Origin of the sequence: Sandaracinus amylolyticus, assembly GCF_021631985.1 — a bacterium.
Taxonomy (GTDB): domain Bacteria; phylum Myxococcota_A; class Polyangia; order Polyangiales; family Sandaracinaceae; genus Sandaracinus; species Sandaracinus amylolyticus_A.
The window spans coordinates 9,979,504-10,003,991 of the sequence record NZ_CP070225.1; the positions used below are offsets into that span (position 1 = coordinate 9,979,504).

20 protein-coding genes are annotated in these 24,488 nt (G+C 71.7%); 11 read left to right on the plus strand and 9 right to left on the minus strand.

The features are described 5' to 3' along the window. Positions 1 to 36: 36 nt before the first annotated feature. Entirely contained in the window at positions 37 to 951 is a 915-nt protein-coding gene (gene grxD, locus I5071_RS42470) for a Grx4 family monothiol glutaredoxin (RefSeq protein WP_236519111.1), read from the plus strand. Positions 952 to 1,013: 62 nt separating this feature from the next. Further along, positions 1,014 to 1,214, plus strand: coding sequence for a hypothetical protein (locus I5071_RS42475; protein WP_236519112.1), 201 nt, complete (start codon positions 1,014 to 1,016; stop codon positions 1,212 to 1,214). Between the two features lie 52 nt (positions 1,215 to 1,266). Here I5071_RS42475 and I5071_RS42480 read toward each other — a convergent pair whose 3' ends face one another. Further along, a complete protein-coding gene (locus tag I5071_RS42480; RefSeq protein ID WP_236519113.1) occupies positions 1,267 to 1,668 on the minus strand; it encodes a hypothetical protein in 402 nt (133 codons plus the stop codon). A gap of 165 nt (positions 1,669 to 1,833) precedes the next feature. Beyond that, a complete protein-coding gene (locus tag I5071_RS42485; RefSeq protein ID WP_236519114.1) occupies positions 1,834 to 2,208 on the minus strand; it encodes a DoxX family protein in 375 nt (124 codons plus the stop codon). 177 nt (positions 2,209 to 2,385) lie between these two features. On the opposite strand from I5071_RS42485, the gene I5071_RS42490 reads away from it, so the two are divergent. After that, positions 2,386 to 3,021, plus strand: coding sequence for a hypothetical protein (locus I5071_RS42490; RefSeq protein ID WP_236519115.1), 636 nt, complete (start codon positions 2,386 to 2,388; stop codon positions 3,019 to 3,021). After that, positions 3,018 to 3,956, plus strand: coding sequence for a hypothetical protein (locus I5071_RS42495; protein ID WP_236519116.1), 939 nt, complete (start codon positions 3,018 to 3,020; stop codon positions 3,954 to 3,956). The genes I5071_RS42490 and I5071_RS42495 overlap by 4 nt, the downstream gene beginning before the upstream one ends. Here the strand turns inward: I5071_RS42495 and cysS are convergent, their stop codons facing one another. Then, positions 3,957 to 5,435: a cysteine--tRNA ligase gene (gene cysS, locus I5071_RS42500; protein WP_236519117.1), complete on the minus strand. Its 1,479-nt coding sequence runs from the start codon at positions 5,433 to 5,435 to the stop codon at positions 3,957 to 3,959. It abuts the gene before it with no gap. 260 nt (positions 5,436 to 5,695) lie between these two features. Here cysS and I5071_RS42505 point away from each other — a divergent pair, with 260 nt between their 5' ends. After that, entirely contained in the window at positions 5,696 to 6,058 is a 363-nt protein-coding gene (locus tag I5071_RS42505; protein ID WP_236519118.1) for a nuclear transport factor 2 family protein, read from the plus strand. Positions 6,059 to 6,406: 348 nt separating this feature from the next. Here I5071_RS42505 and I5071_RS42510 read toward each other — a convergent pair whose 3' ends face one another. Then, the gene (locus tag I5071_RS42510; RefSeq protein WP_236519119.1) at positions 6,407 to 6,940 is read right to left on the minus strand and encodes a glycine cleavage system protein R; all 534 of its coding nucleotides are present in this window, start codon (positions 6,938 to 6,940) and stop codon (positions 6,407 to 6,409) included. 48 nt (positions 6,941 to 6,988) lie between these two features. Further along, entirely contained in the window at positions 6,989 to 8,224 is a 1,236-nt protein-coding gene (locus I5071_RS42515) for an MFS transporter (RefSeq protein ID WP_236519120.1), read from the minus strand. 218 nt (positions 8,225 to 8,442) lie between these two features. On the opposite strand from I5071_RS42515, the gene I5071_RS42520 reads away from it, so the two are divergent. Together I5071_RS42520 and I5071_RS42525 are read left to right on the plus strand one after the other, a co-directional pair. Further along, positions 8,443 to 10,224 carry an AMP-dependent synthetase/ligase gene (locus I5071_RS42520; RefSeq protein ID WP_236519121.1) on the plus strand — a complete coding sequence of 594 codons (1,782 nt, stop codon included), beginning with the start codon at positions 8,443 to 8,445 and terminating at the stop codon, positions 10,222 to 10,224. 67 nt (positions 10,225 to 10,291) lie between these two features. Continuing rightward, positions 10,292 to 10,792, plus strand: a complete 501-nt coding sequence (locus I5071_RS42525; protein WP_236519122.1) for a hypothetical protein — start codon at positions 10,292 to 10,294, stop codon at positions 10,790 to 10,792. On the opposite strand, the gene I5071_RS42530 is transcribed toward I5071_RS42525, so the two are convergent. Continuing rightward, positions 10,781 to 11,494: a phytochelatin synthase family protein gene (locus I5071_RS42530; protein ID WP_236519123.1), complete on the minus strand. Its 714-nt coding sequence runs from the start codon at positions 11,492 to 11,494 to the stop codon at positions 10,781 to 10,783. The genes I5071_RS42525 and I5071_RS42530 overlap by 12 nt on opposite strands. Positions 11,495 to 11,557: 63 nt before the next feature. Here I5071_RS42530 and I5071_RS42535 point away from each other — a divergent pair, with 63 nt between their 5' ends. Next, a complete protein-coding gene (locus I5071_RS42535) occupies positions 11,558 to 12,907 on the plus strand; it encodes a vWA domain-containing protein (RefSeq protein ID WP_236519124.1) in 1,350 nt (449 codons plus the stop codon). Between the two features lie 46 nt (positions 12,908 to 12,953). Here the strand turns inward: I5071_RS42535 and I5071_RS42540 are convergent, their stop codons facing one another. Then, a complete protein-coding gene (locus I5071_RS42540) occupies positions 12,954 to 14,519 on the minus strand; it encodes a hypothetical protein (RefSeq protein ID WP_236519125.1) in 1,566 nt (521 codons plus the stop codon). 81 nt (positions 14,520 to 14,600) lie between these two features. Between I5071_RS42540 and I5071_RS42545 the strand changes: the two genes are divergently transcribed. Further along, positions 14,601 to 16,025: a NupC/NupG family nucleoside CNT transporter gene (locus tag I5071_RS42545; RefSeq protein ID WP_236519126.1), complete on the plus strand. Its 1,425-nt coding sequence runs from the start codon at positions 14,601 to 14,603 to the stop codon at positions 16,023 to 16,025. A gap of 167 nt (positions 16,026 to 16,192) precedes the next feature. Next, on the plus strand, positions 16,193 to 21,763 hold the full coding sequence (locus I5071_RS42550; protein WP_236519127.1) for an AAA family ATPase: 5,571 nt from the start codon (positions 16,193 to 16,195) through the stop codon (positions 21,761 to 21,763). 103 nt (positions 21,764 to 21,866) lie between these two features. Here I5071_RS42550 and I5071_RS42555 read toward each other — a convergent pair whose 3' ends face one another. After that, the gene (locus tag I5071_RS42555; protein WP_236519128.1) at positions 21,867 to 22,067 is read right to left on the minus strand and encodes a hypothetical protein; all 201 of its coding nucleotides are present in this window, start codon (positions 22,065 to 22,067) and stop codon (positions 21,867 to 21,869) included. Positions 22,068 to 22,157: 90 nt separating this feature from the next. Between I5071_RS42555 and I5071_RS42560 the strand changes: the two genes are divergently transcribed. Further along, positions 22,158 to 22,769, plus strand: coding sequence for a lectin-like protein (locus tag I5071_RS42560; RefSeq protein WP_236519129.1), 612 nt, complete (start codon positions 22,158 to 22,160; stop codon positions 22,767 to 22,769). A 3-nt stretch (positions 22,770 to 22,772) separates the two neighbouring features. On the opposite strand, the gene I5071_RS42565 is transcribed toward I5071_RS42560, so the two are convergent. Continuing rightward, complete coding sequence (locus I5071_RS42565; RefSeq protein ID WP_236519130.1) at positions 22,773 to 24,401, minus strand: DUF2254 family protein; 1,629 nt, start codon at positions 24,399 to 24,401, stop codon at positions 22,773 to 22,775. Between the last annotated feature and the right edge of the window lie 87 nt (positions 24,402 to 24,488).

Below are 24,488 nucleotides of genomic sequence, written 5' to 3' on the forward strand. Positions count from 1 at the left end.
GCGCGCTGCGCGCCGCACCATGAATCCGCGCCTGTGATGGACATCCGGCTGCGCATCGAAGAGATCGTCTCGAACAACTCCGTCGTGCTCTTCATGAAGGGCACGCGCAGCGCGCCGCGCTGTGGGTTCTCGTCGCGCGTGGTCGACGTGCTCGACGAGCTGCTCGAGGACTACCTGACGGTCGACGTGCTCGCCGACGAGGCGATCCGCGAGGGCATCAAGGAGTACGGGCAGTGGCCGACCATCCCGCAGCTCTACGTGCGCGGGAAGCTCGTCGGCGGCGCGGACATCATCGCCGAGATGATGCGCGCGGGTGAGCTCGCGCCGATGCTCGGCGTCGAGGGACCGATCGAGACCGAGATCCCCGAGGTGCACGTGAGCGACGCGGCCGTCGCGGCGTTCCGGCAGTACGCGGGCGTGCAGAAGCCCGACGTGCGGCTCGCGATCGATCGTGCGTTCGACGCGGAGCTCGACATCGAGGCGCCGCGCGAGGACGACCTCGTGATCGACCTCGTGACGATCCGGCTCTCGATGGATCGCGCGAGCGCGCGCCGCGCCGACGGAGTGGCGATCGACTTCGTGAGCGGCCCCGGCGCGACCGGCTTCCGCATCACGAACCCCGCGGCGCCGCCGAAGGTGAAGAGCATGAGCGTGGAGCAGCTCGACCAGATGCGTCGCGCCGGCAAGCCGCACCTGCTCGTCGACGTGCGCACGCCCGAGGAGCGCGCGATCGCGGAGATCGAGGGGAGCGAGCTGCTCGACGAGGATCTGCGCGCGAAGCTCGCCGATCTCGATCGCGCGACGACGCTGGTCCTCTACTGCCACCACGGCGTGCGCTCGCGCGCGGCGGCCGAGCACTGCGTGCGCATGGGGTTCCGCGACGTGTGGAACGTCGAGGGCGGGATCGAGGCGTGGTCGACGCGCGTCGACCCGAAGGTCGCGCGTTATTAATCGCGCGGCTCGCGCGGCGGCTTAAGCGGCGACGATCGCTCGATGCGCGCAGGTTCGCGCGCATGCAGTACCGTGCTCTCGTCCTCGCGCTCGCGTCGTCGCTCGCTGCGTGTGCCGAGCCCGAGCCTCCGGTGTGTGGTGGCGCGATCGTCGAGCCACTGACGCTCGCGGCCGGTGGGCGCGCCGAGATCGTGATCCCACCGCGGTCGCGGAGATCGCGATCACCGCCGGCGTCGAGGCATGGCGCGACGGCGATCGCGTGATCGTGCGCGCTGGTTACGCCGCGACCGACGCCGCGCTCACGCCGCGCTGCGATCACGGCGCGCTCGAGGTGCCGGCACCCCGGGTCGCGTCGACGAGCCAGGCGCGGATCGGCGCGAGCGCGGGCGGGCCTTCGAGCTCGATCGCGCCGCCGCGCGCGGTGATCAGCGCGAGCAGCGCGTGATAGTGCGCGACGAGCGGCGCGAGCAGCGTGTGCGAAGGACCGGGCGCGAGCGCAGCGAGCCCACGCGCAGCGCGCGCGAGCCAGAGCGCCGCGTCGTCGTGACGACCCGCCGCGAGCTCGGTCGCGCCCAGATCCATCGCGAGCGTCGCCGCATCGCTCGGCTCGGCATGCTCCAGCGCCGCGCGATAGCGCGACCGCGCGAGGTCGAACGCACCGCCCTGGCGCGCGAGGTTGCCGTCGTAGCCGTCGAGCACCGCACGCAGGTGCCGCACGCCGTGATCGTCTCGGCGCCATCCGCGAGCACCAGCGCCTCCGAGGGCCGCTGTCCCTGCGCTCGCTCGGCGAGCTCGAGCAGGCTCCGCGCGGTGATCTCGAGCTCGTGCTGCGCGCTCACGTCCAGACGACGTGCCCAGCCGCGGTGCGTCACGCAAGCGCGATCAGCGCCGAACGAGCTTCACCGCATCGGTGGCCCAGATCGCCCACGCGACGAGCACCGCCTGGATCGGCAGCCGCGCCCAGAGCGCCCATCGCGGCGCGTCGATCGCAGGCGTGTCGTCGAACACCATGTAGACGTTCGCGGGGAACACCGCGATCAGCAGCGCGACGAGCCCCCATCCCGCGTAGGGCCGCAGCCGCGGGACGAGCGTCGCGATGCCGAGCGCGATCTCCGCGATGCCCGAGATCCACACCAGCACGCGCGGCGCGGGGAGAAAGGGCGGCACCATCGCGGTGAACGTCGGCTCGATCACGAAGTGCATCACGCCGGCGCTCACGAAGCTCACCGCGAGGAGCACGAGCATCACGCCACGCATCGCGGCGGAGGATAGGGCATCACGAGCCGTTTTTTGGACGCGCTCAGCTGGAGTGCTCGCCGGCGGAGGGCCGCACGGGAGCGTGCGGCGCACGCGGACGGAAGGGCCCTTCGCGGGCGAGCCGTTTTTTGGACACGACCTTCGTCCTCCTCGACAACCGGCGCAGGAGGACTCGTCATGCAGAGCGCCCGCCACTCGCGTCCCTCGTTCCCGCACCCCGGCGCCGGAGAGCGCGCGCGACTGCGGATCGCCGGCGTGGATCGTCCGATCGTGACGACGGTGGCGCGGCGCCGCGACGATGCGCTCGTCGTGGTGCAGGAGCTGCCCTTCCTGCGCGTCGGCAGCGAGGTGCGCGACGACGACGGACGGCTCGCGCGCATCGTGCGCGTCGCGGTCGACGTGTCGCGCGATCAGGTGCCGCGCCTCGTGCTCGAGCTCGCGTACGAGTCGGAGGACGAGGACCACGAGGGCGGCAGTGGCGTCGTCGAGATCGCGCTCGATCGTGATCGCGACGAGAGCCGCGAGGCGCGCCGGATGCGCGATGCGACGGTCGGGTACGAGCAGCAGCGCCCCGAGCCCACGGCCTCGCGCGGTGTGATGCGCCCGGTGCGATCGGCGGAGGACACGCTCCTGTTCGCGACGGACGCGAGCGCGCCGCGCGACGAGCGTCCTTCGACGCCGGCGCACCTCGCGCGGCGTGGCACCGAGCTCGAGCTCTCGCTGCGCGCGCTGTTCATGCGCATCGAGGCCGCGGTCGACGCGTTCACGCGCGGTCTCGCGCAGGCGTTCGTCGCGCTGCGCACCGATCCGTGAGCGCCACGCTCGCGTGGATCGCCGATCACGGCGTCGATGCGCGCACTGCGCTGGCGCGAGGTGCAGGCACGACGCGCGCGGATGGCGTCTCGCTCTACGGTGCGATCGCGAGCGACGACGCGCTCGTGCTCGGTCGATGGCAGCGCGGTGACGGGCTGCGTCGTGCGACCGGGGGGCCGAGCGCGCGCATCGGTCCGGGCGTGCTCTATCTCGCGCTCGGTCTGCCGCAGCCTGCGGCGCTCATGGAGTGCCCGCCGGACCGCATCCTGAACCGCAACGTGCGCGGCTTCCTCGGCGGGCTCACCACGCTCGCGGGCGAGCCGGTGCTCTACTTCGGTCGCGATTGGCTCAGCCGCGGCAAGACGCCGATCGCGCTGATCGGATGGCATCGTGATCTCGAAGGTCGCGTGCTGATCGAGGCGTTCGTGTCGATCGGCGCGCCCTTCGCGCCGCCCCGTGACTTCGCGGCGGTGAGCCCGCGAAGCAGCAAACAGAGCCGCGGGCACGCGCCGGGATCGATCGAGCCCGGTGATCCCGACGTGATGATCGAGGCGATCGCGCGTGGTCACGCGACGCGCTTCCCGGGCACGACGATCACACGCGCGAGCGCCCTCCCGACCGCGCTCGAGCCCCCGCCGCCGCGCGACGGCGTCGTGTCGTGGAGCGCGCCGGTCGAGGTGCCGGTCGGCATCGTCGAAGCGGGCGTCACGCTCGACGACGAAGGGCGCCTCGCGCGGGTCCGCCTCGCGGGCGACTTCTTCGCCGACGAGCGCGCGATCACCGCGCTCGAGACCGACCTGATCGGGATCGCGCCCGAGGAGCACGCGATCGGACGGACGATCGATCACGTGCTCGGACCGGGGCGCGGCGTCATCGAGGGCGTGACCTCGCTGCGCACGCTGCAGGGCGCGCTGCTCGACGCGTCGCGACGCTGATCACAGCCGCACGCGCCACTCGGTGCCGCGCGGCGTGTCGCGCACGTCGATTCCGCACGCGTCGAGCTCCGCGCGTACGGCGTCCGCCTCGTCCCATGCGCGCCGGGCGCGCGCGGCGTCGCGCGACTCGATGCGTGCGTCGATCGTGCGCGCATCGAGCCCGCGCGAAGGGAGCACCTTGCGGCGCACCTCGTCGTGGAAGGACTCGGCCGTCGACGTCAGCAGGCCGAGCGCGCGCTTCACGACGTCGAGCGCGTCGAGCGCGACCCGCGCGATGGGCCCGCCTCGCTTCACCGCGCGCGGTAGCGTCGTGAGGCGCTGCAGCGCGCGCGCGAGCTCGATCGTGCAGGCGAGCGCGCGCGGCGTGTGGAAGTCGTCGTCGAGCGCCTCGATCACACGCCCCTCGAAAGTGCGCGCGAGCTCGAGCGTCTCGCGCGCATCGGTCCCGAGCTCCGCTGCGGCGCGATCGGGATCGCCGTCGCCGCCGAGCGCGCTCGCGGTCTCGATCGCCGCGTAGAGCCGCGCGAGCTGCGAGAGCGCGTCGTCGATCGTGCGCTCGTCCCACGCGAGCGGCGATCGATAGTGCGCGCGCAGATAGGTGAAGCGCAGCGCCTCCGCGGGCACGCGCGCCAGCACCTCGCGGATCGTCGCGCCGTTGCCCTCGCTGCGCGCGATCTTCGCGCCGCTCGACGTGGTGAGCAGCCCGTTGTGCATCCAGTGCCCCGCGTAGGGCGCGCCATGCACGCACTCCGACTGCACGATCTCGTTCTCGTGATGAGGGAACACGAGATCGAGCCCGCCGCCGTGGATGTCGAGCGCGTCACCGAGCGTCTCGTGCGCCATCGCCGAGCACTCGATGTGCCACCCCGGACGACCACGTCCGAACGGCGCGCTCCAGCTCGGCTCGCCGGGACGCGCCGCCTTCCACAGCGCGAAGTCGCGCCGATCGCGCTTGCCGCTCTCGACGTCGGCGCTCGTCTCGATCGCGTCGCCGCGACGGTTCGAGAGCGCGCCGTACGCGGGCGCCGACGCGACCGAGAACCACACGTCGCCGCTCGGCGCGACGTAGGCGTGACCGCGTGTGATCAGCGCCTCGATCAACGCGACGATCGCGTCGATGCTCTCGGTGACGCGCGGCGCGGCGTCGGGCACCACGAGCCCGAGCGCGTGCATGTCCTCGTCGAACGCGTGCACGAAGCGCGACGCGCGCGCGAGGGGGTCTTCGCCGTGATGTTGCGCGCGGCGGATGATCTTGTCGTCGACGTCGGTGTGGTTGCGGACGTAGGTCACGTCCCAACCGCCGTGGCGCAGGTAGCGGACGAACGCGTCGAACACGACCATCGCGCGCGCGTGCCCGACGTGCGCGTGGTCGTAGGTGGTCATGCCGCAGACGTAAAGCCCGACGTGCCCGGGGCGGCGCGGCGTGAAGGGGACGATCGATCGACGGAGCGTGTCGTAGACGCGGAACGGACGTGCCAAGGCGCACCTCTTCTTCGGTGAAGGGGAGAAGGACCGAAGACGCGCCTCGAGCCGACGGATCTCGCTATCGAGAGCTCGGCCCGAGGCGCTCGGTACACGCGCACGCACCGCAGCACGAGCTGCAGCGGGCGAACCGAACGATGGGCCGATCACGATCGATCACGATGACGTGCACGGTGACACGCGCGACATGACCTCGCACGTCATGGAGCGCGCCGCGCGACGGCCGCACGTTCTCTCTCGTCGAAGGAGGAGTGACGATGACGAACGTCGAAGCCCTGGTGCGCGACTACCTCGAGACCTGGAACGAGACCGATCCCGCGCGTCGCCGCGCGCTCTTCGAGCGCGTCTACGCGGCCGATGCGGTCTACGTCGATCCCCACGTCGCGGCCGAGGGCCGCGAGCAGATCGAGCAGTTCGTGAGCGCGGTGCAGGCGCGGTATCCCGGCGTGCGCTTCACGCTGCACGGCGCGGTCGACGCGCACCACGATCAGGCGCGCTTCACCTGGCACGCCGCGCCCGCCGGGGCGCGCGAGCCGGTCGCGATCGGGTTCGACGTCGTGGTCACCGAGCAGGGCCGCATGAAGAAGGTCTACGGCTTCCTCGACAAGCAGCCCGGCTGATCTGCGTCCCCAATCTCGGACTGCGACGGATTCCTCCATCGTTCCGCACACTCGAGGCGGTCGGAGAGAGGGTGGTCGCAGTCCGAGAGAGGGTGGTCGCAGTCCGAGAGAGGGTGGTCGCGATCGGAGTCGAGGGTGGTCGCGATCGGAGTCGAGGGTGGTCGCGATCGCAGAGAGGGTGGTCGCGATCGGAGATGCGGGTCGGGGCGATCGCAGATGCGGGTCGGGCCGATCGGAGATGCGGGTGGTCGCGATCGCAGAGAAGGTGGTCGCGCTCGGAGACGAGGGTCGCGCCGCGCACGAAGAGGGTCGGGGCGCGCCCGAAGAAGGTCGGGGCTCGCCTCGGCTTCACTTCGGCGCGACGCGCTCCGCGTCGCAGCTCATCGCCATCGACTCGGCGGTGTTCGCGACGTTCGCGAGGCACGCCTCCTCGTTGCCCTCGGGGATCCACGCCTCGAAGCGCATCAGGTAGTCGGTGCCGGCGCTGCGCTCGAGTTGCTGCGCGTCCATGCGCACGATGTTCGCGCCGAGCTCGCCGAACGCCTCGCACAGGCGCGCCATGAGGCCGGGACGATCGTTGCCGCGCACGCGCACGACGTGGGTCGCTTTGCCCGTCGCGGTCGGCGCGCGGCCGAGCTCGAACGGCTTCACCTGGATCTCGCCCGACTTCAGCGCGGGCAGCGCGGCGAGCGCCTTGCGGATCGCGTCGGCCGTCTGGTGATCGGGCATCGCGCAGACGCACACGAGCTCGGCCTGCTCGCCGAGAAGACCGAACGACGCGTCGCCGAGATCACCGCCGAGCTCGAAGAGACGGCCGGCGACGGCAGCGAGGAGGCCGCGGTCGTCGCGGCACGCGATGGAGATACGGACGTGATGGGTCATCGATGGTTCCCCCGAGACCGCACGATACCGCGTTCGTGCGCCCGAACGTCAGGGAGCGCTCACGCCGCGGCGCAGGCCGAAGATGAGCGACCTCACCGAGGACGCCTCGGGCTCGTGCACCCGCGCCGCGAGCAGCGCGCACGACGCGCGCGCCAGCGCCGACACCGCGAAGAGCGGGCGCAGGTCCCCGCCCGCGTTCGCCGCGAGCCAGTCGGCGCCCACGCCCGCCATCAACGACGACACGCCGAACCCGAGGCCCGACGCCATCGCGAAGAGCGCGAGGTAGTACGAGCGCCGCTTCGCCGGCGCGATGCCGAGCGGAAGGTCGAACGACGCCACGCCGTGACCGCCCCACCAGAGCCCGGAGAGCATGGCGTCGATCGCGAGCGGCCACACGCGATCGGGCGAGGTGAACACCCAGATCGCCGGCATCATCGAGATGCCGAACGAGCACACCGCGAGCACCGGTCGCGCGCCCCAGCGGTCCACCGCGCGTCCCCAGAGCGGCGCGGTGAACACCCGCGTCAATGCGATCGCGATCGCGTGCGCCGCGAGCAGGAAGAACCCGCCCTGCAGTGTGCGCAGCACGTGCAGCGAGAAGAACGCCGCGGCGGGCGCGACCGCCGCGCCCCAGAGCAGCTGGTAGACGAAGAGCCCGTGGGCCCGGGGATCGCGCAGCGCCTCGACGTAGGCGCGCGGATCGGGACGCGTCCTCGGCACGCGACCGAGCGGATCGACCTGCTGCGCGAGCAGGCCCGCCGAGACGAGGCCGGTCGCGCAGAGCAGCGCCGCGATGCCTGGCAGCGTGATCTCGCGAGGCACCTCGCTTTCGAGCAAGAGCGCGCACGCCAGCGACGCGAGCGCGGCGCCGCCGGTGACGAACACCGTGCGCGCGCCGAAGAAGCGCCCGCGCAGCGTGGGTGGCACCACGTCGCCCATCCACGCGCCCCACGCGTTCTGGCCGATCACCTGCAGCGTCGCCGAGAACGCGGCGACCGCGATCAGCAGGAGCGCGGCCCCGCCGCGATCGAGCCCGAGCAGCGGGAGCGCGGCCATCGGCGCCCACGCGAGGCGCGCGCCGGTCATCGCGACGATCGCGAGCCGCTTGCGACCGACCCATTCGGTCAGGAAGCCCGCTGGTCCGTGGAGGACCTGCGCGCCCGTCGACAGGCTCTGCAGGATCGCGATGGTGATGGGGTCGGCGCCGAGATGGAGCGCCCAGGCGGTCAGCACCGCGCCGGTCGCGAACGCATTCCAGGTCTCGGAGACGCCGCCCTCGAGCATCGATGCGCGCAGGGAGCGGCGCAGCGGGGAGGAGGACGAAGGGGCTTGTGGCGACACGGCACGAGGGATCGATCGAACGGCGATCGATCTCTCGCGAGGATGGATCACCCGATCCGGAGAATCCAGAGCACGATCGCGAGGGCACACGATCGATGCGGCGCTGTGGGCGCTTCTCGCTTCGAGTAAGATGCGGCCCGTCCAACGCGGAGGAAGACAGCGTGGTCGACACGATCCCGAGGCGGCTCCTCGAACAAGCGAAGCGGCGGCCCGACCGGCCAGCCTATCTGGTGAAGGAGAACGGCATCTGGAAGTCGACCAGCTGGGCCGGATACGCGCGCGAGGTCACGCAGGCCGCGCGCGCGTTGATCGCGCTGGGGTTCCAGCCCGGACAGCGCGTCTGTCTGCTCGGCTTCAACCGGCCGGAGTGGGTGATCCTCGATCTCGCGGCGATGACCGCGGGCGGCGCGGCGGCGGGCATCTACACGACCAGCTCGGCCGACGAGGTCGCGTACATCCTGAACCACTCCGAGGCGCCGCTCGTCCTCGTCGAGAACGCCGATCAGGCGAAGAAGGTCTTCAGCAAGCGCGCCGAGCTGCCCGCGCTCAAGCACGTCGTCGTGATGCGCGGGCCCAAGGTCGAGGGCGCGATGAGCTGGGACGACTTCATGTCCCGCGGTGACGCCGTCTCGGAGAAGGACGTGCTCGATCGCGTCGACGCGCTCCAGCCGAACGAGAGCGCGACGCTGATCTACACGTCGGGCACGACCGGCCCGCCGAAGGCGGTGATGCTCAGCCACGAGAACCTCGCGTGGACCGCGAGCGTGCTGCGCGACCTGACGAAGATCGACGCGTCGGGGCGCTCGCTGAGCTACCTGCCGCTCTCGCACATCGCCGAGCAGATGGCGACGATCCACGGCCCGATCACCGGCGGCGCGTCGGTGTACTTCGCGGAGTCGATCGATCCGAAGGTGCTCGTCGAGAACCTCAAGGAGGTGCGGCCCACGCTCTTCTTCGGCGTGCCGCGCATCTGGGAGAAGTTCCACGCGACGCTCGACGGGCGCATGCGCGACGCGAAGGGCGCGAAGGCGAAGCTCGTGCAGTGGGCGCGCGGTGTGGGCGCGCGTGCGAGCGCGCTGCGCGCGAAGGGCGACGAGCCGAAGGGCGCGCTCGCGCTGCAGTACGCGCTCGCCGAGCGGCTCGTGTTCTCGAAGATCAAGCAGGCGATCGGGCTCGATCAGGCGACGGTGCTCGTCAGCGGTGCGGCGCCGATCGCGAAGGAAGTGATCGAGTTCTTCGCGAGCATCGGGATCCTCATCCAGGAGATCTACGGGCAGAGCGAGGACTGCGGACCGACGAGCTTCAACCTCGCGGGGCGCACGAAGTTCGGCTCGGTGGGTGTCCCGCTGCCCGGCGTCGAGGTGAAGATCGGCGACGACGGCGAGATCCTCGTGCGCGGCAAGAACGTCTTCCTCGGGTACTTCAAGGACGAGGCGGCGACGCGCGAGACGATCGACGACAAGGGCTACCTGCACTCCGGCGATCTCGGGCGGTTCGACGAGGAGGGTTTCCTCCACATCACCGGGCGCAAGAAGGAGATCATCATCACCGCGGGCGGCAAGAACATCACGCCGAAGAACATCGAGAGCGCGGTGAAGAACCATCCGCTCGTCGGTGAGGCGGTGGTGATCGGGGATCGCCGCAAGTACCTCACGATGCTCGTCACGCTCGAGCCCGACGCGGCGCAGAAGGTCGCGACGGAGAAGGGCATCCGCGGCGCGCTGCACGAGTCCGACGCGATCCGCGCCGAGATCCAGCGGCAGCTCGACGAGGTGAACGACAAGCTCGCGCGCGTGGAGCAGGTCAAGAAGTTCACGATCCTGCCGCGCCCGTTCGGCATCGACACCGGCGAGCTCACGCCGACGCTGAAGATCAAGCGCAGCGTCGTGGCGCGGAACTTCGCGTCGGAGATCGACGCGATGTACGCGGGCGACAAGGACTGATGCACGAAGCACCGTGGCGGCGCTCCGTCGCCGCGGTGCGCGCTCGCGTCGTGGAGGACGTGGAGACGTGAGGTCGATCGCGATCGTGCTCGTGGCGGTGCTGGCCCAGGGGTGCTGCTGCTTCGGTGGCGAGTGGCTCGCCCCGCCGGCCTCGGGCGGGCCCAGCGCGGAGGAGCACGATCGACCGCTGGTCGAGCTCGCGCGCCGCTACGTCGAGGAGCACGCGCAGGAGATCGTCGGGCCCGTCGACGCGGGTGCTGCGAGCGCGTCGCAGGAGTGCCTCGCGGCGATCGCGATGATCACGGCGGCGGTCGTGGTGCCGGTGATCACGCGCGGGCACGCGGGGAGCGAGCTCGCTGCCGAGGTGCGCTTCGATCTCGCGCAGTGCGCGCGATCGATCGTGGTGCAGCTCGTCCACCGCGCGGGCGTGTGGGTCGCGCTCGCGGCGACGGTGATCGCGAGTGGATCGGTGCCGCGGACGGTCGGCGAGCCGAGCCCGTGGGTGTTCGTGCCCGGACCGCCGCCGTCGACCGACGTCGACGTCGGCATCGACGAGCTATTCGATTGAGTCGATGACGATCAGCCCGCGCTCGAGGCCGCTCGCGCCGTCGACGGTGTCCATCGCCGCGAAGAGTCGCTCGGTGGGCACGAGCCACGGGTCGTAGTCGTCGTTCACGTCGAGCACGAAGACGAGATCGTCGTCGGGAAGATAGCCGCCGATCGGCGAGTGGTGCCCTCCGCCGCGCGCGAAGAGCGGGCCGCGATGGAAGTTGACGACGATGCGATCGGACTCGCTGTTCGCGTGTCGCGCGAGGAGCGCGCGGAACGTCGCGAGATCGAAGTCGCGGTGGATGGTGACGCGGCGCGATGGCAAGCGCGTGCGGGCGAGCGTCGCGAGCTGATCGAGCGTGATCCCGCTCGGGAGGAAGCCCGCGATCGTCGTGATGTCGGTGCCCTCGAGGACGGTCGAGAGCTCACCCGGCTGATCGAGCGAGCGCATCACGTCGACGATGCTGGTCGGCCCACAGAAGCTGCCGTTCGGCTGTGACACGAAGCGCGCGTGGTAGCGGCGCGCCGCGGGGAGCTGCCAGGCGCGCCCGAGCAGCGTGTCGTCCTGGTAGCTCGCGTCGTCGGCGATCGGATCGACCTGCGCCCATTGCGCCGCGGCCGCGTCGCGCGAGCGCACGAACGCGAACGCGCCGCCACCGATCGAGAGCGTGAGGACCGCGGCGAGGGCCGCGATCCAGCGACGGCGACGGGGCGTGCTCACGATTCGATGGTAGCCCCAGATCGTTCGCCCGCGTCGCGCGTCTCGTGCCCGGCGGAGGCGTGCATGCGGACGTTGCTGGGGGCGCTGCTGGCGCTCGGGGTCGTGATCGGTCTCGTGGGGCGAGCGGACGCGCAGGACGCGTGGGTCGGCGGCGCGCCGCTCCAGGGACGCGTCGTGGTCGGCGGCGCGGGTGAGGCGTGGGTGGGAGTGTGGGTCGATGCGCCCAACGTCGTCGCGCCTCCGAGCGTGCGCGCGCCGATGGCGGTGTCGCTCGTGATCGACACCTCGGGATCGATGTCCGGCGACAAGATCCAGAACGCGCGCATGGCCGCGCAGAGCCTGATCGAGTCGCTCTCCGACGGAGACGTGGTCTCGGTCTACGGCTTCTCGAACGCGGTGACCGAGATCGCACCGCCGACCGTGGTGAACGCCGCGACGCGCGGGATGCTGATCCAGCGCGCCGGGATGATCGTCGCGGGCGGCGGCACGAACCTGTGGGACGGAATGCAGGCGGGCATCGGGCGCATCGCGCAGGCGCCCGCGACGCACCCGGTGCGGCGCGTGTTCGTGATCTCCGACGGGCGCGCGAACGTCGGTCCTTCGGATCCTCAGTCGCTCGGCGACCTCGCGGCGCGCGCGACCGAGTGGGGCACCCAGGTCACTGCGATCGGGGTGGGCTACGACTACGATCCGCAGACGCTGCAGGCGATGGTCGTGCGGAGCGCGGGGCGCCTGCACCACCTCGGCGCGCCGCACCAGATGGCCGCGATCCTCGAGCACGAGCTGCAGCGCATGCAGCGCTCGGTCGCGCTCGACGGCACGATCGAGATCGTGCCCGCGCCCGGCGTGGTGATCCTCGGCGGCGCGACGACGGGCGCGGTGATCGAGGGCGGCCGGCTGCGCTTCGCGCTCGGCGCGCTCGACGCCGGTCAGCGCCGCGAGATCCTGTTCCGCGTGCGGGTGAGCCCGGGGAACGCGGGCAACCAGCCGCTCGCGAACGTGCGCCTCTCGTACCGCACGCCCGAGAGCCGCGACGTGCGCACCCAGGACACGGTGCTGCGCTACGAGGCGACGACCGACGCGCGCGCGGTCGCGAGCGCACCGACGACCCCCCGCGTCGCTGCGATGGTCGCGCAGCACGAGGCGAGCGAGGCCCAGCGGCGCGCCGCCGAGATGCTCGCGCGCGGTGAGGCGGAGCGTGCCCAGCGCGAGCTCGCCGCGGCGCGTCTGCAGCTCGATCGCACGGTCACGACGTACGACTTCGCCGACGCGCAGATCGAGGGCGACCTGCGCCGTCGCTCGGCGTCGGTGGCGCGTGATGCCGATGCCGCGGGCGCGGCGCGCACCGAGTCGGAGCAGCGCGCGCGCAGCTACGAGCTGCAGGCCGCGCCGATGTCGGCCGAGGGGTACTGAGAGGTCGAGCGCGCGGAGGACGCGCGTGGCGTCCTCCGCGTCGATCTCAGAGCCCCGCGATCTCGCGCAGGCGTGCGACGAGCGCGTCGCAGGTCGTGGCGATGCCCGTCGCGGGCTGGACGTACACGTCGCTCGGCGGCTGACCGAGATCGCTGACCATCTCTTCGTACTGCGGGCGCGCGTTGGCGGGCGTGAAGTCGTCGTCGAGCACGACCATCAGCAGCGTGTCGTCGCTCATCAGGCGGGTGCGCACCGAGTCCGTCCACGAGGGCCCGGTGGGCCACGGGTTGAGCAGGCCGGTGCTCGCGGGGTCGGGGCCGCTGCGCGCGTTCTCGTCGGTGAGCATCACGATCACGCGCTGCGAGGTGCTCCGCCAGCACCCACCCGCGACGCGCCCGCTCGAGCACGTGAACGGCACCGCGTCGGGCTGGGGCGTCGCCCCGGTGAGGATGTTGAGCGCCTCCATCGTCGAGTCGTCGCCGCCGCCGAGGAACGCCTGGCTGGCGATGCGGGCGTCGATCGTGGAGCCCGTGCCACGCCCGAGCTCGACCGCGCCCTGGAACGTCTGTCCCGGCCCGATGTGATCGCCGTAGAAGGCGAGGCCGACGTGCGCGTCGGTGAGCGCGAGGAGCGGATCGACGCAGCGCGACACGAACGTGACGCGATCGGCCTGGAACGGATCCAGGTTCGAGCCCGTCGCGTCGGCGAGGAAGAGCACGTCGATCGGCGGCGTCGAGGTGCACGGCGCGAGCTCCTCGGTGTAGCCGCACGCCGGGCTGCATCGGACCAGCCGAGTCTGGCCCGCGGGGCAGCCGTTCTCGGTCCGCGTGGTCTCACCGGGCGCGCACTCGCCCTCACCACCGCAGGTGCCGGTCGGCACCCACGTGCACGTCGTGTCGCAGCGCGCGGTCCGGGTGCCGCACATGCCGCACTCCGCGCTGCCGGTCGTTCCCGGCACGCACTCGCCCTCGTTCTCGCAGGGGTCGTACTCCCACACTCGCGCTGCGCTGCAGAACCGCTCCTGCGTCCCGCATCGCCCGCATGCGACGGTCTCGAGGGTGCCCGGCGTGGTGCACGCGTCCGCCATGCACTCCGAGCTCGGCTCGAACGTGCACGCGTCGCTGCACGTGAGCTCGCGCGTCTCGTCCTCGGCGCAGTCGGCGCGCCCGCGCGTCATCGTGCCCGGCTCGCACTCGCCTTCGTCACCGCACGTGCCCTCGTCGACCCACGTGCAGCTCGCGTCGCAGCGCTGCGTCTGCGCGCCGCAGTGGCCGCAGGGCATCGTGCGCGTGGTGCCCGGCGCGCACGCGCTCTCGTCCTGATCGCACACGCCGTAGGCCCACACGAGGTCCGCGGTGCAGAACCGCGTGACGCTCCCGCAGAGACCGCACGCGACGGTCTCGGTGCTGCCCGGCGTCTCGCACGGCTCGGGCGCCGGCGCGTCGGGCCGCGCCTCGCTCGCGTCGACACCGACGCTGCCGCCATCGTCATCCATCACCGCGGCGTCGATGCCGGCTCCGCCATCCGGCGTCGGCGAGCCGTCGTCGTCGCCACATCCCACCGCCGCCGCGACCATCAGTCCGTAGAGCGCTGCGCGCCATCGTGTTCTCACTGCTCAGTCCTCCGCGCGGGACGAGGATACGCGCGCTCGTGCTGGCAGTTCTCCCCGAAAGCGTGGTCTCCTGGCGCGCTCGTGGGCTCGTTCGCAACGCTCGTCGACGCGCCGGTGCCGATCTGGCAGCGCGCGCTCTCGCTGATCGGCCTCGTGGTCATGATCCTGATCGCGTGGGCGCTCTCCACCGATCGCAAGGCGTTCCCCTGGCGCGTCGTGGCCTCCGGCGTCGCGCTGCAGCTCGCGTTCGGCGTGCTGGTGCTGAAGACCGAGACCGGCCTCGCGCTCTTCTCGGTGCTCAACGACGCGGTCTCGGCGCTGCTCGACTTCACCGCGGAGGGCAGTCGTTTCCTCTTCGGCGACTATCTCGATCAGCACTTCACCGTCGCGCTCAACGTGCTGCCGACGATCATCTTCTTCAGCGCGCTGATGACGGTGCTCTACCACCTCGGCTTGATGCAGCGCGTGGTGAAGGCGTTCGCGTGGGCGATGCAGCGCACGCTGCGCACCAGCGGCGCGGAGACGCTGAGCGCGGCCGCGAACATCTTCGTCGGACAGACCGAGGCGCCGCTCGTCGTGAAGCCGTACGTCGCGCGCATGACGAAGTCGGAGCTCATGGCGATCATGACCGGGGGCTTCGCGAGCATCGCGGGCGGCGTGCTCGCGGCGTACGTCGGCATGCTGCGCGCCCGCTTCCCCGACATCGCGGGGCACCTGATCGCGGCGAGCGTGATGAGCGCGCCGGCGTCGCTGTTGATCGCGAAGGTGATGATGCCGGAGCGCGAGACGCCGGTGTCCGCCGGCTCGCTCGACATGGAGGACGAGGCGCCCTACGCGAACGTCATCGACGCGGCCGCGAGCGGCGCCGCGGACGGGCTCAAGCTCGCGATGAACGTGGGCGCGATGCTGCTCGCGTTCCTCGCGCTGGTCGCGATGGTGAACTGGCTCTTCGCGGTGCCGGCGCTGCTGCACAACCGCGTGGAGTGGATGGAGGCGCTCGACGGGCTGCGGCGCGCGGAGATGGCGATCCCCGCGGGCTGCGATGCTCCGAGCGGCGCGGCCGCGCTCGCGCAGTGCATCCGCGCGGCGAACGAGCTCGGCGTCACGCAGTCGCCCCTCGTCGCGTGGGATCCGCTCTCGATGCAGGGGATCCTGGGCTGGCTCTTCTGGCCCTTCGCGTTCGTGATGGGCGTGCCGCCCGAGGAGTGCGCGACCGTGGGCGCGCTGCTCGGCGAGCGCCTCGTGCTCAACGAGTTCGTCGCGTACATGCGCCTCGCCGACGGGCTCGCGCAGGAGACGCCGTTCCTCGGCCGGCGTGCGGCGGTGATCGCGAGCTACGCGCTCTGCGGCTTCGCCAACATCGGCTCGATCGCGATCCAGATCGGCGGGATCAGCGCGATGGCGCCCGAGCGTCGTGGTGATCTCGCGCGCATCGGTCCGCGCGCGATGATCGCGGGGATGCTCGCGTGCTTCATGACCGCGTGCGTCGCGGGGCTGCTGGTCTGAGCGCGAGCCGACCGCGCCGTGCGGGGCGCGCTGCCACCGGCGTGTGACGCGGGCCCACGCGCGGCGGCCTTCGTCGATCGCGCGTTCGCGCGCGGCCCGGTGCGTCGCGACATGGCACGTCCGATGCGACGTTCGGCGTTCCGCGACGCGAGCAGAGACGTCGACGCATGGTCGAGCGCGAAGAGCGGAGCTGGTCGTCGAAGGAGCAGATCCACCACGGGCCTCGCTACTCGGTGTTCCGTGTGCGCGACGCGAGCGGCCGCTCGCGCGTGCTGAAGACGGTGCGGCGCGGAGCGCGCGCGGCGCGCGCGGCGGAGCTGCTGGTCCGCGAGCACGCGATGCTCTCGCGCGTGAGCGCGATCTCCGGGATCTCGCGCGTGATCGCGATCGAGGATCCCGAGGGCGATCGGCCGCGGCTCTGGCTCGAGGACGCCGGCCCGCGTCACCTGAAGTCGCTGCTACGGCGCGGCCCGCTCGCGATCGACGACGCATTGCGGATCGCGGTGGAGCTCGCGGAGATCGTCGCGCAGCTCCATCGCGCGCACGTCCTCCACCGCGACATCAACCCGACGAACGTCGTGGTCTCGGCCGACGGCCGTCGCATCACGCTGGTCGACTTCGATCTCGCGACCGACGTGCCCGGGCCCGCGCCGCGCGAGGCGCTCGAGGTCGACGTCGAGGGCACGCTGCTCTACGTCGCGCCCGAGCAGACGGGCCGCCTCGATCGTGTGGTGGACCAGCGCGCGGACCTCTACGCGCTCGGGGCCACGCTCTACGAGATGCTCACCGGCGGGCCGCCGTTCGCGCTGCGCGATCCCGTCGAGCTCGTGCACGCGCACCTCGCGCGCGATCCGCTGCCGCCGAGCGAGGTGCGACCCGAGATCCCGCGGGTGCTCTCGGATCTGGTGCTGAAGCTGCTCGCGAAGGTGCCGGAGCAGCGCTACCAGAGCGCCGACTCGCTGGTCGCGGATCTGCGCGAGGCACGCGCGCGGTGGGACGCGTCGCGCACCATCGAGCCCTTCGAGCTCGCGCGGCTCGACGTCGCGCGCGCGATGGTGCCCGAGGGCCGGATCTACGGTCGCGATCACGAGCTCGCGCTGCTCGAGGGCGCGTTCGAGCGAGCGCGCCAGGGCGCGCGAGAGACCGTGATGATCACGGGCCCGGCGGGCATCGGGAAGACCGCGATCGTGCAGGCCCTCCGGGCGCGTGCCCGCGCGGTCGGCGCTCATTTCGGGGCGGGCAAGCTCGATCCCGTGCGCGGCAACGCACCGTACGCGCCGCTGATCGAGGCGCTCGAGGCGATCGTGCGCGAGCTCGCCGCCGCGCCCGACGCGACGTCGAACGAGTGGCGCGCGCGCATCGCCGAGGCCGTCGGCGCGAACGCGCGTGTGATCACCGATCTCGTGCCCAGCGCGCGTGCGCTGCTCGGTGAGTCTCCCCCGCTCGAGCCGGTCGCGCCGGCCGACGCGGAGACCCGGTTCGACCTCACGTTCGAGCAGTTCGTGCAAGCGCTCGCCACGGCGGAGTCGCCGCTCGTGCTCTTCGTCGACGACCTGCAGTGGGCGGACGCCGCCTCGCTGCGCGTGCTCGAGATGCTCGCGACGAGCACGACGCTGCGGCACGTCCTGCTCGTCGGTGCGTACCGCAGCGAGGACGGCACCGCCGAGCCGCCCCTCGGCGACGCGCTCGTCGCGATCCGCGCGCACGACGCGCCGCTGCGCTCCATGCTCCTCGGTCCGCTCGATCGTGCCGCGGTGACGGCGCTCTGCGCCGACGCGTTCCACGCGAGCCCGGAGCGCGCGGAGGAGCTCGCCGCCATCGTGCACCGCAAGACGGCGGGCAACCCGTTCTACGTGGAGCGCTTCCTGCGGGACCTGCACCAGCGAGGGCTGCTCGCGCTCGACGCGGAGCACGCCGAGTGGAGCTGGAGCACCGAGCAGATCGCGGCGTCGCCGATGAGCGAGAACGTCGTCGAGCTGATGCTCGACGCGGTGCGCCGACTGCCGCCGAGCGTGCAGCGCGTGCTCGGCGCGGCATCGTGCTTCCGGCGTGCGATCGACGTCGGTTTGCTCGCGCGTCTCGTCGAGCGCCCTCCGGCCGAGATCGCCGAGGCGCTGTGGACCGCGGTCGATCAGAGCCTGCTCGTCGCCGAGGCGCGCGTCGCGCCCGCCGACACGACCTACCGCTTCGCGCACGATCGTGTGCAGCAGGCGATGGGCTCGCTGCTCGACGAGACCGAGCGCCAGCGCCTGCACCTCCGGCTCGGGCGCCTGCTCGGCGAAGATCCGACGACGCGCGAGCAGCGCCTCTTCGATCGCGTCGATCACTTGAACCTCGGCGCCGCGCTGATGAGCGCGCCCGAGCGGATCGAGCTCGCCGAGCTCGACCTCGCCGCCGGCCGCGCCGCGAAGGCCGCGTCGGCGTTCGGACCGGCGCTCGCCTACCACGATCGCGGCCTCGCGCTGCTGCCCGAGGGCGCGTGGGACACGCACGCGGAGCTCTGCTTCGCGCTGCATCGCGATGCCGCCGAGGCCGCGTACGTCGTCGGCGATCACGCGCGCGCCGAGGCGCTGGTCGAGGCTGCGATCCTCCACGCGCCGTCGCGCTTCGAGAAGGCCGCGCTCTACTCGCTGCGCCTGCTCGCCGCCGATGCGCGCGGCGCCTATCGCGAGGCGACGCGGTGGGGCCGCGAGGGGCTGCACATCCTCGGCATCGAGCTGCCCGACGACGATCTCGCGCACGCCGTCGAGGACGAGGTCGTCGCGGTCGCGGCGGCGCGACGCGAGCGCTCGGAGGAGGAGCTGATCGCCGCGCCTCCGATGCGCGACCCCGATGCGCTCGCGTGTGTGCAGCTGCTCGACGACCTCGCGGCGCCGACGTTCTACTCGAGCTGGCGCCTGCACGTGTGGATCCGCGCGCGCACCGTTCGCCTCGTGCTCGAGCACGGCAACGTCGCGCCCGCGGGCATCGCGTACGCGACGTACGGCAAGCTCATGGAGGATCGCGGCGACCCGCAGGCCGCGCACTCGTACATCCGGCTCGGCGCCGCGCTCTCGCAGCGATGGCGCACCCAGAAGTCGCGCGCGCTGACGCTCTTCGCGGTGTTCATGAACCACTGGCGCGCGCCGCTCCGCAGCAGCGTACCGATCATCCGGCGCGCGATCGCCGCGAGCTCCGAGGTGGGCGACTCGGGCTACGCCGGACGCACGCGCGCCGCGCTCACGAGCGTGCTCTACCAGCAGGGCACGGCGCTCGGGCACGTGCTCAGCGAGGTCGAGCGCGCTGCTTCGTTCTGCCGGCGCCTGAAGCAGCAGGCCGGCACCGAGCAGCTGACGCTGCAGCGACAGATGATCCGCTGTCTCCAGGGACGCACGCGCGATCGTGGTGCGTGGGAGGACGACGACTTCGACGAGGTGCGCTTCGCCGGCGCGTTCGCCGAGTCGCCCCATCACGAGTGCGTCTATCACGTCATGCGGCTCGAGACGTCGTACCTGCTCGGCGATCTGCGCGACGCCCGCGCGCGCATGGACGCGGCGGGCGAGCGCTGGCGCGCGGTCAGCGGCCTCTTCCTCCTCGCGCAGTACGTGTACTTCTCGTGCCTGACGCGCGCGTCGCTGGCGGACCTCGCGCCCGACCAGCGCGACACGCTGCTCGCCGCGATCGATCGTGGTCGCGAGCGACTGCGACGCTGGGCCGAGAACTGCCCTCCGAACTTCGCGCACAAACACGACCTCGTGGCCGCCGAGGCGGCGCGGCTCCGCGGGCAGCACGTCGAGGCGACGTCGCGCTACGAGGCTGCGATCGCCGGCGCGCGCCGCGAAGGGTTCGAGCAGGACGAAGCCCTCGCGAGCGAGCTCGCGGGACGCTACTACCGCGCGCTCGGCCAGCGACGCATCGCGGCGTTCTATCTCGAGGCCGCGATGGACGCGTACGCGCGATGGGGCGCGACCGCGAAGGTCGAGGCGCTCGAGGAGGAGACGCGCGAGCTCGGCGTCAGCGGGACGATCCCGCTCAACGTCGTCATCACGCCTCCGAGCGATCAGGTCGCGCGGGCCGCGCTCGATCGGCTCGGTCTCTTCGAGGCCGCCGAGACGATCTCGAGCGAGGTCTCGTTCGAGGGCGTGGTCGAGAAGCTCATGCGGATCTGCCTCGCCACCGCGGGCGCGCAGCGTGGCGTGCTGGTGCTCGACCGTGACGGCGCCCTCGAGGTGCGCGCCGCGGGCGCGGTGGGCGAGCCGCCGAACCTCGACGTCGCGCCGCTGCGCGCATCGGACCGCGCGCCGACGTCGCTCGTCGAGCACGCGTTCCGCAGCGGCGAGGTGCTCGTGCTCGCGAATGCCGCGCACCACGTGCGCTTCGGCGCCGACGCGTACGTCGCCGCGCGCCAGACCAAGTCCGCGCTCGCGATGCCGATCCCGCGACAAGGCCGCACGATCGGCGTGCTCTACCTCGAGAACGATCTCGTCACGCGCGCGTTCACCGCGGAGCGCGTCCAGGTGCTGCGCCTGCTCTCGTCGCAGGTCGCGATCTCGCTCGAGAACAGCCGTCTCTTCGAGGATCTGCGGCTCGAGGTGGGCGAACGATCGCGCGCCGAGCGGCGCCTCCGCTTCTTGTCGGAGGCCAGCGTCGCGCTCGCGCGCTCGCTCGACCCGGACGCGACCGCTTCGTGCGTCGCGAAGCTCGCCGTGCCCTTCCTCGGCGACTGGTCGACGCTCGACGTCGCGTACCCCGACGGATCGGTGTCGCGTGTCGCGCAGGCGCACGTCGACGAGCGACGCGAGGCGCTGCTCGGCGCACAGCACGATCACGACTCGATCGCCGCGCTCGTCTTGCGCACCGGCGAGCCGCAGCTCCGGGGCGCGACCGAGCTCCACGACGCGCAGAGCGTGATCGCGGTGCCCCTGCGTGCGCGCGATCTCGTCGTCGGCGTGCTCACGATCGGCTCCTCCTCCGCGGCGCGCATCCACGACGAGGCGGACCTCTCGCTCGCGCAGGAGCTCGCGCATCGCGCCGCCAACTCGCTCGAGAACGCGCGCCTCTACCGCGAGGCCGAGGACGCGGTGCGCCTGCGCGACGAGTTCCTCTCGATCGCCTCGCACGAGCTGCGCACGCCGCTCGCGAGCCTGCAGCTCGCGGTGCAGGGCCTTCCGCGCATGTTGCCTCCTTCGTGTCTCGCCGACGCGCAGCGGGTGACCGCGCTCGTCACGCGGCAGGTGCACCGCCTCGACTCGCTCATCGGGCTCCTGCTCGACGTCTCGCGCATCCGCCGCGGCCGGTTGCAGCTCGATCGCCAGCGCACCGACTTGCGCGAGATCGTGCGCGAGGCGAGCTCGCTGCTCGCGCAGGATCTCGCGCGCTCGGGGAGCGAGCTCGTCGTCAGCGGCGACACGTCGGTCGCGGGATGCTGGGACGGCGCGCGGCTCGAGCAGGTTCTGATCAACCTGCTCGGGAACGCGATCAAGTTCGGGCGCGGAGAGCGCATCGACGTGAGCGTCACGCGAGAGGGCGAGCTCGCGCGCGTCGTGGTCACGGACCACGGCATCGGCATCGGGCCCGAGGTGCGCGACCACGTGTTCGAGCCGTTCCGCCGCGGCGTCTCGTCGCGTCACTACGGCGGGCTCGGCCTCGGGCTCTTCATCACGAGGACGATCGTCGAGGAGCACGGCGGGCACATCGCGGTCGCGAGCGAGGTCGATCAGGGCACGACGTTCATCGTCGAGCTGCCGACCGGATGCTGAGCGCTCGAGCCTGTCGAGAAATCGGCTCGCCCGCAGGCCCCTACCGTCCGCGCGCTTCGCGCGCTCCCGTACGGACCTGCGGGACGAGCACTCCGGTAGGGGCTCAGCGCTTCGCGGTGCCGATCATGGGCTTCACCTCGCGCACGTCGAAGAGCTTGTGGCAGCGCTCGCAGCGCAGCTTCATGCCCTTCTTCACGCCGGCGGCCAGCCGCGTCTGCTCGGCTCCGCAATGGGAGCACGTGAGCATCACGCGCTGCACGACCGCATACGGGAGCACCATCTCCTGGTGATGGCGCCGATGCATCGCGCTGTCGAGCGTCCACGTGTACGATCGAACGCGGGGGGACGAGCGATGCACTCGATGCGCGCGCGGAACGTACCAGTCCGTCGGCTCTTGCTCGCGCACGCCGCCGCGCTCGTGCTCGGCTGCGGTCGCGTGGGGTTCGTCGCCGACGCCGAGCCTCGCGAACAGGAAGACGCGAGCGTCGACGGGCCCACGAGCTGCGTCGCGTGCGCGGAGTGGTGCAACGATCGCGACGACGACTGCGACGGTGCGATCGACGAGGGCGCGGTGTGCGACGGCATCTGCGCGCGCACGCGCCGCAGCGGTCTCGACCTCGCGCTCCTGTGCGACGCGTCGACGCGCGACGCCGCCGAGATCGCGTGCGCCGAGCGCGGTGGCGCGCTGATCGCGATCGCCGACTACGCGGCGCACCAAGCGGGGCTCGAGCTGCTCACCGAGGCCACGCAGAGCTGCGCGTGGCTCGACGGATCGGACGCGACCGAGGAGGGCGCGTGGCAACACGCCGACGGCCGGCGCTTCTGGACCGGCGCGGCGGACGGCGCCGCACCCGTCGGCGCGTTCGCGTCGTGGCGCGCCGGTGAGCCCGACGACGCAGGCGGGGCCGAGGACTGGCTCGTGCTGGTCGCGGACGAGGGCTGGGCCGACTTCCCGAGCGACGCCACCTGCGCCGCGCTGTGTGCGCGCCCGGTGTGCGCGCCGTGAGCGCTACGCGCCGCCCACCATCGTCTTGCGCTCTTCTTCGAGCCAGCCGAAGAAGGTCGACATCTGCGAGCGCTGCTCGGGCGGCATGTACTCGAAGTTCCTTCCGCGATCGATGATCTCCCAGAAGTCCTTCGTGGTGACGCCCTCGAGCGAGGTCCGGATCTGATCGAGCCGCGCGCGCGGCTCGTTCCGCATGTCGTCTGCGATCAGGTGCGCCTTGTCGCGCTGGCTCTTCCACAGGTAGTACGCCGCGAGCTTCACCTGCGCCTTGCGCACGCCGAGCAGCGCGGACTCCTGCGCCTGCGAGCGAAGCGGGCGATCGAGCTCGAGGAACTGCTCGAGCATCGCGTCCTGCTCGGGCGCCTCCTGCTCGTGCGCCATCTGGCAGATCGCCGACACGTCGTACGCGACGGTCTCGGTCACGAAGGGCAGCTTCATGTCGAAGCTCACGTGCCCGTAGTACGTCATGTGCCGCACGCCCTCGCGCGCCGCCTCGCCGTTGCCGTCGCGCAGGAGCGCCTCGACGAGCTTCCGGTACTGGTTGAGCACGTTGTACGCAGTGCGCACGTCGCGCGCGTTGAGCGTCGCGCGCAGGTAGCTGTTCATGAAGCGATAGACGAGCCGGATGAGCTCTTCGTCCTTCGCCTGGCTCGCGGCCTCGCCGATGTACCGGGTGTCGATCGCGACGAGGTAGTTGATGTCGCGCATCGAGCCCAGCGCCTCGTTGTAGATGCCGAGGTACTGGCGCATCACCTTCCACTCGACCCAGGTGCGGCGCGTCTCGAGATCCCCGAGCGACTCGGGATCCATCGCGACGAAGTCGGGGTTCTGCTTGAGCCCCGAGCCCAGCGCGAACCACGCGTCGGACGCGCGCGACTTCAGCTTCAGGTACGCGAGCGTGAAGTCCTTCAGCGCGTCGACCGCGCCGCTCGCGATGATCTTGTCCTTGCCGCTGATCGAGTTCGACGTGATGTCGGTGAGCTCCTCCATCGCGTTCAGCGTCGCGCTCTGCAGGCGCGAGGAGAAGTCGGTGTCGGCCGACTCCGAGCCCTCGGTCGCGGTGCGGATCGCGTCGCGCCGGATGCGACGGATGATGTTCATCGGCTCGAGGAACCAGAACACGTAGCCGAAGTACGGCGCCATCAGCACGAGGCCGATGGTCGTCATCCCCATCATCGCGAGCAGCGTGCCGCGCGGGACGAACTCGGACTTGAGCGTGAACGCGGTCCACACGCCCATCACGCACACGATCACGTAGAAGCCCATCACCGCGAGGTTCACGCGGTCGCGGAGGAACATCCGCGCGACGCCGGTGTACCGCTCGGCCGAGAGCTGCACGATGATCGAGACGACCGTGACGACGATGCCGAAGACCGTCGCGATGTTGCCGGCGAGCGAGCTGATCGCGTCGGTGATCGTGTGGGGATCGAAGTCGACGAAGCGATGGACCGCGCTGTTCGCGTCCGGCGCGGCGCTCCCGAAGAGCACGTGATCGAAGTAGTAGAGCGTCGCGAACACGAAGATCGCGGCGCCCGTGAGCACCACGAAGGGCATCGCCCAGCTCAGCGCGCCGCGGCGCAGACCGTTCGGCCTCTCGTGCGCCGGACGCGCGCCGTTCGTGTCGCTCCCCACCACGCTGCTCCCGTCGAGAAGGGCGAGCAGTATCGCAAGCGCATCTCGTGCTGGGAAGCGAGAAGGGCGCGCGTGACGGGCGCGACG

Coding starts and splice junctions, on each gene's coding strand:
- I5071_RS42490 (WP_236519115.1), top strand. CDS start 2,386: ATGCAGAGCGCCCGCCACTCGCGTCCCTCGTTCCCGCACCCCGGCGCC.
- grxD (WP_236519111.1), top strand. CDS start 37: ATGGACATCCGGCTGCGCATCGAAGAGATCGTCTCGAACAACTCCGTC.
- I5071_RS42550 (WP_236519127.1), top strand. CDS start 16,193: ATGGTCGAGCGCGAAGAGCGGAGCTGGTCGTCGAAGGAGCAGATCCAC.
- I5071_RS42510 (WP_236519119.1), bottom strand. CDS start 6,940: ATGACCCATCACGTCCGTATCTCCATCGCGTGCCGCGACGACCGCGGC.
- I5071_RS42505 (WP_236519118.1), top strand. CDS start 5,696: ATGACGAACGTCGAAGCCCTGGTGCGCGACTACCTCGAGACCTGGAAC.
- I5071_RS42555 (WP_236519128.1), bottom strand. CDS start 22,067: ATGCATCGGCGCCATCACCAGGAGATGGTGCTCCCGTATGCGGTCGTG.
- I5071_RS42535 (WP_236519124.1), top strand. CDS start 11,558: ATGCGGACGTTGCTGGGGGCGCTGCTGGCGCTCGGGGTCGTGATCGGT.
- I5071_RS42485 (WP_236519114.1), bottom strand. CDS start 2,208: ATGCGTGGCGTGATGCTCGTGCTCCTCGCGGTGAGCTTCGTGAGCGCC.
- I5071_RS42475 (WP_236519112.1), top strand. CDS start 1,014: ATGCAGTACCGTGCTCTCGTCCTCGCGCTCGCGTCGTCGCTCGCTGCG.
- I5071_RS42515 (WP_236519120.1), bottom strand. CDS start 8,224: ATGCTCGAGGGCGGCGTCTCCGAGACCTGGAATGCGTTCGCGACCGGC.